A 13307-nucleotide genomic window follows, 5' to 3' on the forward strand; every position below is an offset into this window, starting at 1 on the left:
GGCGCCGAACCGGCGTCTGCGGCACATCGAAAGGAGATCCCGTTGCCCGGCGATTCGACGACGAACCTCGGCGCACTGTCCCGCCTGACCCCGGATCACGTCCTCGGGGCGGCCCGTCTCGTGCACCGTGGCCGGGTCTACGACCTCGGTCAGGAACTCAGCGAACGTGTGCCGCAGGGTGCGCCGGGCGCGTTCACTCCGTTCTCATTCACCTGGCGGACCACGCCCGAGGAGTGCGCCCGCGATGGGCACGCGCACGAGTTCGCCGCGGAGACCATCACCGGCGCGTTGCACGTGAGCACCCACATCGACGGCCTGGCGCACGTGTCGGCGGAGGGCCGGATCTTCGGCGGCGCCTCGGTGTCCGAGGTGCGTCGCGACCGTGGTTTCTCGAGCCACGGAATGGAGACGGTGCCCCCGATCATCGGTCGCGGTCTCCTACTCGATGTCGCCGGAGTCCTCGGCATGGACGCCCTGCCCGACGGCTACGAGGTGACCGTCGACGACCTGCGGCGCACCCTCGACGCCGGAGGACTGACCATCCGCTCGGGCGATGTCGTCTGCGTCCGGACCGGCAAGTCGCGCGAGTACCTCGCCGACCCCGTCGCGTATCAGGCGGGCCAGCCGGGTGTCGGTCCGGATGCCGCGATCTGGCTCCACGAGCAGGGCATGGCCGTGCTCGGCACGGACACGACCGGGACCGAGCCCCTGCCGTTCCCGGACGAACGCCGCACCACCCACCGCGCGATGCTCGTGGACCGGGGCGTGCACCTGATCGAGAACCTCGCCCTCGACGAGGCGGCGCGCGACGGCGTCACCGAGGGCATGCTCGTCTGCCTCCCACTGAAGATCAACGGCGCGACGGGCTCGTGGGTACGGCCGGTGCTGCTGTGCTGAGCGCGCCGACCTCCATCCGGATCGGCCTGATCGGCGCCGGCGCGGCGGGCCGACTCCACGCCGATGCCATCGCTGCTGTTCCCGGGCTCAGCCTGACCGCGGTCGCCGAATCGCGATCCGGACGTTCGGACGACTTGGCGCGCGCGCACGGGGCGACCGTCCGCACCGTCGACGAGCTCTTCGGCGCGAACGACGTCGACGCCGTCTTCATCGCCTCGCCGACGGCGAGCCACCTCCCGCTGGCCCACCGGGCGATCGCCGCCGGCCTGCACGTTTTCGTGGAGAAGCCAGTCGCCGAAAGCCCCGACGAGATCCGCGCGCTGGCCCGGGCCGCCGCCGGCGCCGGGGTCGTGATCGTGCCCGGCCACAACTACCTGCACCAGCCCGAGTGCTCCCGCCTCGTCCGCCAGGCCAGGGACGGCACCCTCGGACGCGTCAGGTCGCTCCACATCTCCTACGCGATCCGGCACGAGGAGGAGCTCGCGAGCCACTACGACGGAGTGCTGCACGAGGTCATGGTGCACCACGCCTACCTCACGCTCGCGGCACTCGGCCGCCCCGATCGCGTCCACGGCGGCGTCTCGGCAGCGCACTGGGCGCGACTCGAGACCGACGACCAGGCGTGGATGGTGTGGGAGTACGACGACGGCGCGCTCGCGATGCTCTACGGCACGTTCGCGGTCGACGACCTCGGACCGGAGCCCGGGACCTTCGCCGTGAAGGCGCTCGGCACCGAGGGCACCGCCTCGTACTCCTGGCGCAGCACGACTACCGTCGACCGCGGCGGCCCGTTCACGTTCGGGATCCCGCTCTACGAGGAGACCTACACGCATCAGGCGCGCGCATTCCGAGACGTGCTCCGCGGCGAGGCCGAACCGGCCTCGACGCTCGAGGACGCCGCCGTCGCCGCGGAGATCGTCGCATCGGTCGGCGCCGACGCCGACTCCTACGCGACCGGGGAACGCCGTCGCACCACCAGAGAGGATCCAGCATGACCCCCACGACCCAGTCGCCGCCGTCGGCGCTGCTCGCGACGATCGAGCACGACCCGTGGTCCGCGCCCCAGCGGTCCGCACTCGCCTTCCCCGACGGAGCCCCGGCCCGAGTCGAGATTCCGAGCGTCGAGGGTCCCGAGTGCCTCGATGCCGTCCTCGAGGAGGCGGAGCGACTCGACGTCCCGGTGACCCGTGTCTCGCAGGGATCGGGCGTCGGGATGCTCACCGACCGCGAGATCCGCCGAATGGTCGAGACGGCGGCCGCCGTCGGCGTCGAGGTCTCGCTCTTCGCCCGTCCGGGCGCCGGCTGGGACGCCTCCGCGATGGCCCTGGCTTCGGCCGGCGGAGCGGTCTCCCCCGCGGCTCGCGGGCCCGAGCAGCTCGCTGCCGCCGTGGGTCAGATCCGCCGTGCGGCGGAGCTCGGCGTCCGAAGCGTGCTCGTCGCCGACCTCGGCGTGCTCGCGGTCTTCCACGAACTGAAGGTGCAGGGGCTGCTTCCGGCCGACATGCAGGCGAAGACCTCGGTGATGCTGCCGATCGCGAACCCGGCCGCCGCGCTCGTCGCCGAGCGCCTCGGCGCCTCGACGATCAACGTCCCGACCGATCTGACCCTCAACCAGATCGCCCGCCTGCGACAGGCCACCTCGCTCCCGCTCGACGTGTACGTCGAGGCGCCCGACAACATCGGCGGATTCGTGCGCCACCACGAGATCGCCGACCTCGTGATGGCCGCGGCGCCGATGTACGTCAAGTTCGGGCTGCGCAACTCCCCCGACGTCTACCCGTCGGGCAGTCACCTCGAGGCGACGACCGTGGCACTCGCCCGCAGCCGGGTCCGCCGTGCCCGCCTCGGCCTCGACGAGGTGCGCCGCTCGGGTGCCGCCATCGAGTTCTCCGCCCCCGGGGCAGCCGGACTGGCGATCCCCGTCCGCTGACCCCACGATCCTCCCCCGCGTCACGACGTGGGGGAGGATCACCCTGCTGTCGCCGCCGAGGCGGGAACCGACCGTCGGTGCCGGCCCGACGCCAGCACCTCGTCGTCGCGTCCCGGGAGCCGGAGCACGGCCTCGACCGAATCGGGCACGTCGACGTCGACGGCCAGCTGCCCCGCCTCGATGCGCCAGCCCACCGCGATCGTTCCGGACGGCGTGTCGAGGCTCGTCTGCGCCCAACTGAGCCCGCCACCCGGCTGCGGCGCCACCAGTGCACGACGGTATCCGGGCTCGAGGGGTGCCAGGCCGCCGATCGTCCGGTGCATCCAATCCACGACCGCGCCGAGCGCGTAGTGGTTGAAGCTCGTCATCTCGCCCGGGTTGATCCGGCCGTCCGGAAGCATCGAGTCCCAGCGCTCCCAGATCGTCGTGGCCCCCATCGTGACGGGGTACAGCCACGACGGGCACTCGCGCTGCATCAGCAGCCGGTAGGCGTCGGCGAGGTGACCGGTCCGCGTGAGGGCGTCGAGGACGTACGGCGTGCCGGCGAACCCCGTGGAGATCCGGTACCCGCCCTCACGGACGAGTTCGGCCAGCCGCCGCCCGGCGGCGTCGCGCTGCTCGTCGTCGAGAAGATCGAAGGCGATGGCGAGCGCGTAGACGGTGGGACAGTCGCTGCGGATGCGGTCGCCGTCGACGTAGTGCTCGGAGAACGCCGCTCGCAGCGAGCCCGCCATCGCGGCGAACTCCGCGGCCTCGACGTCGCGGCCGAGCACCTCGGCGATCCGGGCAGCGAGCGTCGCCGTGCGGAACGCGCAGGCCGTGGCCACCACGGCGGGGTCCGCCTTCGCCTGCCAGGGGGCCGTGGGCGGCGCGTCGGGGTCGAGCCAGTCGCCGAACTGGAAGCCGGTGTCCCAGAGGCCGTTCGGCGAGAGCAGATCCCGAACCGTCCGAATGTGCGACGCGATCGAGGGCCACTGCTCCTCGAGCACCGCCAGATCCGCATAGGCGGTCCACACCGCCCATGGCACCCACACCGCGGCGTCGCTCCAGATCGCGGTCGTCTCGTCCTTCAACAGCGACGAGCCGTGGTTCAGGTACTTGATGACGTCCGGGACGACGAACGGAACACGACCATCGTGCCCGGCCTGCTCGAGCGCGAGGTCCCTGAGCCAGTCCCGGAGGAAGTCGCCCGCGTCGGCGAGATAGACCGCGCTCGGCGCGAAGACCGCGATGTCTCCGGTCCAGCCCATGCGCTCGTCGCGCTGCGGACAGTCGGTGGGGACGTCGAGGAAGTTGCCCCGCATGCCCCAGACCGCGTTCTCGTGCAGGCGCTCGAGCACCGGGTCGGAACAGCCGAACCGCCCGATCCGGCGCAGCTCGGAGCTCACGACGATGGCCTCCAGCCCGCCGCGGTCGCGCAGCGACGCGGCCCCGCCCGGCCATCCGTCAACCTCGACGAACCGGAAGCCGTGGAAGGTGAACGTGGGTTCGAAGACGTCCGGTCCGCCGGAGAGTACGTACCGGTCGGTCGCGCGCGCGGTCCGCAGCGGGCGCGTCCCCAGCTCGCCGTCCTCGAGCACTTCCGCGTGCCGCAGGGTCACCACGTCGCCGGCCTCGCCGTGGACGTCGACGCGGACCCAGCCCACGAGGTTCTGGCCGAAGTCCACCATGACGGATCCGCGGGCCGACTCCCAGACCTCGACCGGGGCGACCGACTGCTGCCGCCGCACGGGCGGGCCGATGTACGGTTCGAGCACAGAGTGATCGAAGTCGGTGCGATGCACGGCGCCCCACGCCGGGCCGGAGAACCCCGGACGAAGCCACGCGTCCGACCGGCGACGGGCGTCGATCTCCTGGCCGTCGTACAGGTCGTCGGCCGTCGTCGCCGACGGACCGGCGCTCCAGGACTCGTCTGTGCCGACCGTCTGCACGTGGCCGTCCGCGAAGCGGATCCGGAGCTCGGCGAACGCACCCAGCTCGTGGCCGTAGTAGCGCGATCCGCCGGTCCAGCCGAGCTTGCCTCGGTACCAGCCGTTCCCGACCGCGAGCCCAATCACGGTGGTCGGCTCGATCAGGGCGGTGACGTCCCACTCCGCATAGCGGAGGCGCCACTCGTAGCTGGTCCATCCCGGGGTCAGCACGTCCTCCGACGCCGGCAGGCCGTTCACCCACGCCTCCACGACTCCGAGCGCCGTCGCACGCAGCATCGCGCTCACGACATCGCCGTGCCCGGGATCGAGCACGAACTCGCGCCGGAAGAGCGGGGCGTCGGTGAGGTGGTCGGCGGCGGAGATCATGTGGGCGTGCCAAGGGCTCATCGGTGCTGCGGACTCCATCTCGGTGCACGGAACGCTCGTCACGCTAGGTGGTCGTCGCGCTCGCGGCATCCGCAGAAATGCGGAACTCCGCCGACGCCGGACACGTGCCCACATCCTGCCCACAATCGGGCGACTCAGCGATGACATCACTCTGATCACGTTGGCCGTCTCTGCCGCGTATCGATTGGCCGCGAATACAGGATCTGCGTGATCCCGGGCCTGCGGGGCGGACTGAAAATCGAAAGGTCACCGGATCGATGCCGGTCGGAGCCACAGCAGAAAACCCCCGGGAAGCCGGGGTCTTCGCGTTTCCGGGTAGGGGGCGGAGGACGCGATCCGTGCCCAGGCTTCGCCCCCTGCCCGCCATCGCGAACTCGCTCGCGGACATGCGCAACGGCGAGCTGATCGGCGACGTGTCGCCGCACCCGCGCGCCCCCGGATCCAACGTCCCCTGCCCGAGATCGGTGCCCGTGAACCTGCAGCACGCGCCCGAGGCCGAAGCCCCACGCAGGCCGACCTCGAGGCCGACGACGACTCCGGGGGCACGCGGGGCGGGGTGGGGCCGACCGCGGCGGCGCACATCTCCGACGCCGAACCGCTCGGCGTTGGACGTCCACATAAGTGAGGACTACTCGGTTCCGCAGGGTGCGAGTACACAGGAAGGGCGTCTCTCGTCGAGCCGGACGTCACGACAGCGGACGCTGAGATGAGCCCGGTGGTTCGGAATGGAGAGCGCGTCATCGCTGACGAGAGGCTGAGCCATGGACGCTCCACTTGAATTCGACTCGTGGCGGGACCGCGTCGAGCGACGGGAGGCCGAGCCGCTGGCTGAGCGCGCCAGCCTTCGCATCGCGAGCTTCGACCTGGTCGACGCCGTGGAGTACCGGCTGGAGAGTCGGGATCGTTCGGTCGATGTGATCGCCGAGGTCGGTCAGGTGGGCCGGCATGCCTTCCCTCCCAGGATCGAGGAGATCGACGCGGGCGAAGTGCTCGAACGCCCGGAAGGCGAAGTGGATCTGCCCGCATTCCGGCCACCCCACCTGGCAGTACACCCGCGGCCCGACGAGCTTCCCGAAGACCTGTACCGACGACGCTGGGCGCGGCGGCCGATCGGCGAGGAGGATGACAGCGGCGATCCCACCACCGTGTTCCAGCCCGACACCCGCTTCGAGTTCTCCGACACCTCCTATCCCTGGAGCTGCTGCGGACGGGTCGACACGCCCGGCGGGAGCGGGTCCGGCGTGATGATCGGGCGCCGTCACATGATGACAGCCAGCCACGTCATCGATTGGGGTCCGAACAACACTGCAGGCTGGGTGAAGTTCAGCCCCATGGTCTTCGACACGAGCGAACCCTTCGGCTTCGCCTATGCGACGCGGATCTACTGGTGGCTGCAGGCGGATGCGTCCGACCGGATCCAGTCCCAGGAGGCGGCCTTCGACTACGTGGTCTGCGTGCTCGATCAGCCGCTCGGTGACCTCACCGGGTGGATGGGGACTCGCGGCTACTCCACCGACTGGGACGGCGGCGCGTACTGGGCCCATGTCGGCTATCCGCGTGATTCGGGCGGCGACCGGCCGATCTACCACGGACCCGGCGTGATGGACAGCACCGTCACCGAGTCGACCGGGGGTCGCGACTCTTTCCGCATCATGCATGAGAACGACGTGATCCCCGGCCAGTCCGGCGGGCCGTTCTTCGGCTGGTGGGACGGCGAAGTGGGACCGCACGTCATCGCCAGCCAGAGCGCCGAGAACTGGAACACCACGCCGGGTCCCAACGCTGCCGGCGGAGGGAACCCGCTGCCCGAACTGGCTCGACATGTGCTGACGGTGGAGCCCTGACACGCCCGACCCCGGGAGATGAGCCAGCGTCGCGTCGCCGGCTCGGGGCGCGCCACGGCGCCGTGTCGACGGGGCGGCGGCGAAACCGGATCGATGCCGGTCGGAGCCGCCCGCGAAGACCCCCGGTTCACCCGGGGGTCTTCGCGTATCCGGGCGAGTCAGACGATCCGCCGCCACCCGGGCGCCTGCCACGTCTCAATCGGATCGATCGCGCTTCCACGTATCGATCTCGCCATGGAGCCGAGCGCGCTCGTCCGGCTCCAGAAACGCGGAGTCGATCGAGTTCCTCGCCAGCTGCTCGACCGCTCGGGCGTCCAGGCCGAACTCCGCGACGACAGCGTCGAAGTTCGCATCGAGGTAGCCGCCGAAGTAGGCCGGGTCGTCGGAGTTCAGGCTCACGAGCAGGCCGAGTTCGAGCATCCGAGGCAGCGGATGCTCCGCCATCGTCTCGACCGTGCGCAGTCGGACGTTCGACAGCGGGCAGACGGTGAGTGGAACGCGCTCGCGCACCAGTCGCTCGACGAGCTCGGGATCCTCGAGACTCCGGATGCCGTGGTCGACGCGTTCGACGTGCAGCAGGTCGAGGGCCTCCCAGACGTACTCGGCCGGGCCCTCCTCACCAGCGTGCGCCACAACATGCAACCCCGCGTCGCGAGCCATCCGGTAGACCTCGACGAACAGTGACGGCGGGTAGCCGACCTCCGCGGAGTCCAAGCCGATGCCATCGATCGGCAGGCCGGCACCGAGTACATGGGTGAGCGCGCCCATCGCGTCCTCCGCCGGAAGGTCGCGCCAGAACGACATGATGAGCTTCGTCGTCATCCCGTGGTCGGCAACGCTGCGGTCCAGTGCGCTCCGGATGCCGCGGACGACGGTCTCGGCCGGGATCCCGCGTCGGGTGTGCGCTTGGACGTCGAAGAAGATCTCCGCGTGCCGCACCCCTGCTGCCGCTGCTCGAACGAGGTAGCGACGGGTGACCTCTGCGAAGTCGTCCTCGTCGCGCAGGACCTCGAGGTTCACGTAGAGGAGGTCGAGGAACGACTGGAGGTCGGTGAAGTCGTACTGCGCCTCGAGGTGCTCGAGCGACCGCCACGGCAACTCGATGCCGTGCTTCGAGGCCGTCTCGATGATGAATGCGGGCTCCAGCGTTCCCTCGAGGTGGAGGTGGAGTTCCGCGACCGGCGGCCGCACGAGATACGACATGTTCACCGTCCCGAACCCTCAGATGGCTCAGAAGATAGTCCGCACATCCGGAGGCGGCTCGGGACCTTCGGCACGCGCCCACGGCGGGTAGGAGAGCTGTCGGCTCCCCTGCCCGAGCCGGAGCAGGTGTGCCCGGTTCCTACGAACCGGAGGAGCGCTGCGGGTTGACCCGCTTGATCCACTCGATCAGGTCGAAGCTCGAGCGCGTCTGCAGCCATACCCGGCCCGGGCCGGTGAAGTCGGTGACGAGGCCCTCGCCGCCGAGGATCGTCGACTTCCAGCTGCCCGCCTTGCGCACCGCGTACTGGACCGTCTCGTCGAACGCGACCACATGTCCGGTGTCGAGCGTCATCGTCTCGCCTGCGGCGAGTTCCGCAGGGACGATCGCCCCGTACGTCGAGAGCAGCAGGTCACCCGTCCCCGTGCAGCGGAGCAGGATCAACCCCTCGCCGCTGAAGAACGACTTGCCGCCGCCCCACTTCGAGTCCACGTCGATCGAGGGATCCGAGGCGCTCCAGGAACCCGACTGGACGAGCAGCGCGGTCCCGCCGTCCAACGCGACCTTCGTCATGTCGCCGGGCAGGGTGGCGGCCACGCCGACCTGACCGCCGCTGCCGGAGTGGAAGTCGTTGACGAAGAAGCTCTCACCGCCGAGGCTCCGCCGCAGCCCCTTCATGAAGCCGCCCCGTGTCGACGTCTCGATCGTGATGTCTCCGCGGGTCATCGCCATGGCCCCCGCCTCGACCCGCACCGACCCGCCCGGTGGCAGCGTCACCGTGCCCATCGCGAAGGCGGGTCCTGAAGAGATATCCACGTCCATGCGTTCCCCCGAGTGCTCGTCACGTGCGTTTGCGCCACACCCTACTGGTACCGGACTCCACCGTCCGCTACGGTGGCCGTGTCCCCCGGTGACCTGCCCACTCCAGCGGGAGTCGATGTCCGAGACCGCGGCAGGCGGTCGGCGGGCTCCGCTACGTCTCCGTCCCGGCGCGTGCCCGACCGTCGAGATGCGACAGGATCACCGTCCCGAACCCCTCGATGGCCCAGAACCTCGTCCGTGCATCGCGCGTCGACTCGGGACCTTCGGCACGCGCCCAAGGCGAGTGCGGCGCGCGAGCGGAGCATCCGCCGCCCGCTCGCCGCGACGGGGTCGACGCTCGCCGAACGCCCGACGGAGCCGGCGCGCGGCCGGCTCCGTCGGGCCTCGGTTCAGGCCATCGCGTACCGCTCCGGGTCCGCGTCGAAGAGCGGCCCGCAGGCGGCGCAGCAGAACCAGTACCGCTGTCCGTCGTGGTCGCGGAAGAGGCCGGCCCGCTCCGCGTCGGCCTTCACGACCATGCTCCCGGGCATGACCGGGCACTCGGCCAGGTCGTCGGGGCCTCGCAGCAGGTCGGTCGCCTCGTCGGGCTTCGAGGCGTGGCCGGTGGCGTTGCCGGTGCTGCAGCAGTGTGCGCTCATGGATGGTGTCCTTTCAGGTCGCGTGGATCACGCGGTCTCGATTTCCCGCGCCGGTGCGGTCGCGGTGGTGGTGGCGCGCGAGGCGCCGGTGGTCCGCGAGCGGAAGGTCCGCAGGCGGAGGCTGTTGCTGACGACGAAGACGCTGGAGAACGCCATCGCGGCGCCGGCGAGCATCGGGTTCAGCAGGCCGAGCGAGGCCAGCGGGATCGCGGCCACGTTGTAGGCGAACGCCCAGAAGAGGTTCGTCTTGATCGTCCCGAGGGTCCGGCGCGACAACCGGATGGCGTCGCCCACCGCTCGGAGGTCGCCGCGGACGAGCGTGATGTCGGCGGCCTCGATGGCCGCGTCGGTGCCGGTGCCCATCGCCAGGCCGAGGTCGGCCCGCGCGAGCGCCGCGGCATCGTTCACGCCGTCCCCGACCATCGCGACGACCTTTCCCGACGCCTGCAGGTCTCGGACGACGCCGACCTTCTCGGCCGGGAGGACATCGGCGATGACCTCGTCGATGCCGACCTCGTCGGCGACGTGCCGTGCGACCGTGGCGTTGTCGCCGGTGAGCAGCACCGGCGTGAGGCCCAGGCGGCGAAGGGCCGCGATCGCCTCTCGGCTGGTGTCCTTCACGCGGTCGGCGACGACGAGCACGCCGCGCGCGGCGCCGTCCCACCCGGCCAGCACGGCCGTCTGCCCGGCGGACTCGGCATCCAGCTTCGCCGCACGCAGGTCCTCGGGGACCTCGATCGCCCACTCGTCGAGCAGCGATTCCCTGCCGACGACGGCCAGGTGGCCGTCGACGATGCCGTGGACGCCCCGACCCTCGTGGTTCTCGAACGACTCCACGCTGCCGAGCTCCCCGATCCGGGCGGTGGCACCTGCGGCGATCGCCTGCGCGATCGGGTGCTCCGACGCATCCTCGAGGGCCCCGGCGATGCGGAGCACCTCGGCCTCGGTCTCCCCTGCCGCCGCGTGCACGGCGAGCAGCGTCATCCGACCGGTCGTCACGGTTCCGGTCTTGTCGAGCACCACGGTGTCGACCTTCCGCGTCGACTCGAGGACCTCGGGTCCCTTGATCAGGATGCCGAGCTGCGCACCGCGGCCCGTGCCGACGAGCAGCGCCGTCGGGGTGGCGAGGCCCAGCGCGCAGGGGCAGGCGATGATCAGCACGGCGACGGCCGCGGTGAATGCGGCGGCGACGGGGAACCCCGCTCCCAGCCAGACGCCGAGCGTGCCGGCGGTGAGGGCGAGCACGATCGGGACGAAGACCCCGGAGATCCGGTCGGCCAAGCGCTGGACCTGCGCCTTCCCGGACTGGGCGTCCTCGACGAGCTTCGCCATCTGCGCGAGCTGGGTGTCGGCGCCGACGCGCGTCGCACGCACGACGAGCCTGCCCCCGGCGTTGACGGTCGCGCCGACGACCGGGTCGCCGACGGTCACCTCGACCGGAACCGACTCTCCGGTGAGCATCGACTGGTCGATCGCACTGCGGCCCTCGACGACCACGCCGTCGGTCGCGATCTTCTCGCCCGGGCGCACGACGAACTCGTCGCCGACGCTGAGCTGCTCGATCGGGATGCGCTCCTCGCGGCGGTCCCTCGGCACGGCGACATCCTTCGCGCCGAGCTGGAGCAGGGCGCGCAGCGCGGCGCCGGCTGTGCGCTTCGATCGCTTCTCGAAGTAGCGACCGGCCAGGACGAACATGGTCACGCCCGCGGCCACCTCGAGGTAGATGTTCGCGGCGCCGTCGGTGGGAGCCACGGTCAGTTCGAACGGATGGGTCATGCCGGGCGTGCCCGCGGTGCCGAGGAACAGCGCGTAGACCGACCAGAGCAACGCGGCGGATGTCCCGACCGACACGAGCGTGTCCATCGTCGCGGCGCCGTGGCGCAGGTTCACCAGCGCGGCCCGATGGAACGGCCACGCGGCCCAGACGATGACCGGCGCGGCGAGCGCGAGCGAGAGCCACTGCCAGAACGGGAACTGGAGCACCGGGATCATCGCCATGAGGATGACCGGAACGGACAGTACGACCGAGCCGATCAGCCGATGCCGGAGCGTCCGCAGCTCGCCGTCCCCGGCATCACCCGCGCCCAGCTCGCCCGAGGCCTCCGCCGTCGGCGGGGCCGGGGCCTCGGCGGTGTAGCCGGTCTTCCGGATCTCCGCGATCACGGCGTCGGTGGTGAGCCCGTGCGGAACCTCGACGCGGGCCTTCTCGGTGGCGTAGTTGACGGTGGCCGTCACGCCGTCGAGCTTGTTCAGCTTCCGCTCGATCCGCATCGCACATGACGCGCAGGTCATCCCGCCGATGTCCAGTTCGACGACCTCGGTCGGCGGCGGTGTCTTCAGGGCGCTCTCGTTCATCGGAGTTCCTTCCTCCTCGGTCCTGCTCAATGGCCTGCGGCGTGGTCGCCGCTCTCGGCGTGGTCACCGCTCTCGGCGTGGTCGCCGCTCTCGGCGTGGGGTTCCGCCTCCGCCTCGCCGGGTGTCGCGACCACGGTGAATGCTGCGGTGTGCACCTGCCCGGCGACCCGGAAGTCGACGTAGACCAGGTAGTCACCCGCCGTCGGCGGGGTGGCTGCGAACCGGATGACCGGTCCGAGGTCGGTCGTGCCGACGGTGTCGGCCTCGTCGAGGGGGTGCGCGTGGAGGTACCCGAGGTCGCCGACGCGGAGCATGACGAGGTGCCCCGCTGCGCCGAGGTACGGCTCGATCGCAGTGACGGGTCTGCCGTCCTGTCGGACCGTGAACTCGAGTTCGGCCTCGGTGCCCGCAACGGGATCCCTCGAGAGCTCGACGGTGTAGGGCCCGGCCTGCACGACCCGCTCGCCGGCCGCCGGCGCATCCGTGGCCGTCAGGGGCCCGTTGACGGTCGTAGTCGTGGTGAGGGTGAGCGTGCGGTCGTGCCCGGCGGGCCGGAAGTCGGCGAAGAGTCGATACCCTCCCGCGGCGTCCCAGTCCCACGGGATGCTCCAGACGCCGTCCGCGCCCAGTTCGGGATGCACGTGACGGAACTGCGCGCCGTCGGAGCGCACCACGATCAGGTGCAGGGGCCGCTCATGGGTGAGGTCGAAGTCCGTCACCGGGTCGTCGTGGACATCGAGGATCCGGAAGCCGAGTTCGCCGGGGTCGCCCGTCTCGCCCGGTGCATGCAGGCCGTCGAGGCGGTAGCCGTCGGCGTCGAGGGAGAGCCCGGGCACCTCGTCGGGACCCGGGTGCGAGTCCGACTCGGACGCCTCGTCTTCGGCCGACCCGTGGGGTCCGTCATGCTCGGCCCGCTGCGCCCATGCGCTGACGGTGCCCGAGGGCACGACGACCGGACCGACGGCGACGGCGAGGCCGAAGACGCCGGCGAGACCGGCTCCGAAGAGCCCGAGCCGGAGCGCGGGGCTCAGCTCACCGCCGCTGCGCGACATAGCCGGCCTCCTGCACGGCGTCGAGCACGGCCTGGTCGTCGAGGTCTGCGTCGGAGCCCACGACGAGACGGCCGGTCACGGCGGACACGTCGACGCTCGTCACGCCTGCGATCTCGGAGACCTCCTCGCGGATGGAGAGTTCGCAGTGTCCGCAGGTCATCCCGGTCACCTGGTACTCGAATATGGTCATCGCCTCATCCTTTCAATAGGGGGGTGGGGTATGCGGTATGATCGACAACCATATACCCCA

11 protein-coding genes are annotated in these 13307 nt (G+C 70.9%); 4 read left to right on the forward strand and 7 right to left on the reverse strand.

Going from position 1 to position 13307, the window contains the following annotated elements; translation table 11 throughout:
• Positions 1-42 precede the first annotated feature (42 nt).
• From GJR97_RS11745 to GJR97_RS11755, 3 genes are read left to right on the forward strand one after another with little or no spacing between them, the layout of a single operon-like run.
• The gene (locus GJR97_RS11745; protein WP_195760683.1) at positions 43-897 is read left to right on the forward strand and encodes a cyclase family protein; all 855 of its coding nucleotides are present in this window, start codon (positions 43-45) and stop codon (positions 895-897) included.
• Entirely contained in the window at positions 891-1892 is a 1002-nt protein-coding gene (locus GJR97_RS17900; protein WP_195760684.1) for a Gfo/Idh/MocA family protein, read from the forward strand. The genes GJR97_RS11745 and GJR97_RS17900 overlap by 7 nt, the downstream gene beginning before the upstream one ends.
• A complete protein-coding gene (locus GJR97_RS11755; RefSeq protein ID WP_154346611.1) occupies positions 1889-2827 on the forward strand; it encodes a U32 family peptidase in 939 nt (312 codons plus the stop codon). Before GJR97_RS17900 ends, GJR97_RS11755 begins: the two co-directional genes overlap by 4 nt.
• Before the next feature lie 38 nt (positions 2828-2865).
• Here GJR97_RS11755 and GJR97_RS11760 read toward each other — a convergent pair whose 3' ends face one another.
• Positions 2866-5145, reverse strand: a complete 2280-nt coding sequence (locus GJR97_RS11760) for an alpha-L-rhamnosidase (RefSeq protein ID WP_154346613.1) — start codon at positions 5143-5145, stop codon at positions 2866-2868.
• A gap of 761 nt (positions 5146-5906) precedes the next feature.
• Between GJR97_RS11760 and GJR97_RS11765 the strand changes: the two genes are divergently transcribed.
• Positions 5907-6989, forward strand: coding sequence for a trypsin-like serine peptidase (locus tag GJR97_RS11765; protein ID WP_154346614.1), 1083 nt, complete (start codon positions 5907-5909; stop codon positions 6987-6989).
• Between the two features lie 195 nt (positions 6990-7184).
• On the opposite strand, the gene GJR97_RS11770 is transcribed toward GJR97_RS11765, so the two are convergent.
• The 6 genes from GJR97_RS11770 to GJR97_RS11795 form a co-directional block, all read right to left on the reverse strand.
• A complete protein-coding gene (locus GJR97_RS11770; RefSeq protein ID WP_154346972.1) occupies positions 7185-8192 on the reverse strand; it encodes an adenosine deaminase in 1008 nt (335 codons plus the stop codon).
• Between the two features lie 139 nt (positions 8193-8331).
• Entirely contained in the window at positions 8332-9012 is a 681-nt protein-coding gene (locus GJR97_RS11775) for a TIGR00266 family protein (RefSeq protein ID WP_154346616.1), read from the reverse strand.
• 389 nt (positions 9013-9401) lie between these two features.
• Entirely contained in the window at positions 9402-9650 is a 249-nt protein-coding gene (locus GJR97_RS11780) for a YHS domain-containing protein (protein WP_154346618.1), read from the reverse strand.
• A gap of 27 nt (positions 9651-9677) precedes the next feature.
• Entirely contained in the window at positions 9678-12005 is a 2328-nt protein-coding gene (locus GJR97_RS11785; RefSeq protein ID WP_154346620.1) for a heavy metal translocating P-type ATPase, read from the reverse strand.
• Positions 12006-12031: 26 nt separating this feature from the next.
• Positions 12032-13057: a heavy-metal-associated domain-containing protein gene (locus GJR97_RS11790; protein WP_154346622.1), complete on the reverse strand. Its 1026-nt coding sequence runs from the start codon at positions 13055-13057 to the stop codon at positions 12032-12034.
• The gene (locus GJR97_RS11795) at positions 13038-13247 is read right to left on the reverse strand and encodes a heavy-metal-associated domain-containing protein (RefSeq protein WP_154346624.1); all 210 of its coding nucleotides are present in this window, start codon (positions 13245-13247) and stop codon (positions 13038-13040) included. Before GJR97_RS11795 ends, GJR97_RS11790 begins: the two co-directional genes overlap by 20 nt.
• Positions 13248-13307: the final 60 nt, after the last annotated feature.

Source organism: Agromyces kandeliae (assembly GCF_009674665.1).
GTDB lineage: Bacteria > Actinomycetota > Actinomycetes > Actinomycetales > Microbacteriaceae > Agromyces > Agromyces kandeliae.

Bases quoted from the DNA above. Each gene is read 5' to 3' on its own strand.
- GJR97_RS11755 (WP_154346611.1), top strand. From the start codon at position 1,889: ATGACCCCCACGACCCAGTCGCCGCCGTCGGCGCTGCTCGCGACGATC.
- GJR97_RS11760 (WP_154346613.1), bottom strand. From the start codon at position 5,145: ATGAGCCCTTGGCACGCCCACATGATCTCCGCCGCCGACCACCTCACC.
- GJR97_RS11765 (WP_154346614.1), top strand. From the start codon at position 5,907: ATGGACGCTCCACTTGAATTCGACTCGTGGCGGGACCGCGTCGAGCGA.
- GJR97_RS11770 (WP_154346972.1), bottom strand. From the start codon at position 8,192: ATGTCGTATCTCGTGCGGCCGCCGGTCGCGGAACTCCACCTCCACCTC.
- GJR97_RS11775 (WP_154346616.1), bottom strand. From the start codon at position 9,012: ATGGACGTGGATATCTCTTCAGGACCCGCCTTCGCGATGGGCACGGTG.
- GJR97_RS11780 (WP_154346618.1), bottom strand. From the start codon at position 9,650: ATGAGCGCACACTGCTGCAGCACCGGCAACGCCACCGGCCACGCCTCG.
- GJR97_RS11785 (WP_154346620.1), bottom strand. From the start codon at position 12,005: ATGAACGAGAGCGCCCTGAAGACACCGCCGCCGACCGAGGTCGTCGAA.
- GJR97_RS11790 (WP_154346622.1), bottom strand. From the start codon at position 13,057: ATGTCGCGCAGCGGCGGTGAGCTGAGCCCCGCGCTCCGGCTCGGGCTC.
- GJR97_RS11795 (WP_154346624.1), bottom strand. From the start codon at position 13,247: ATGACCATATTCGAGTACCAGGTGACCGGGATGACCTGCGGACACTGC.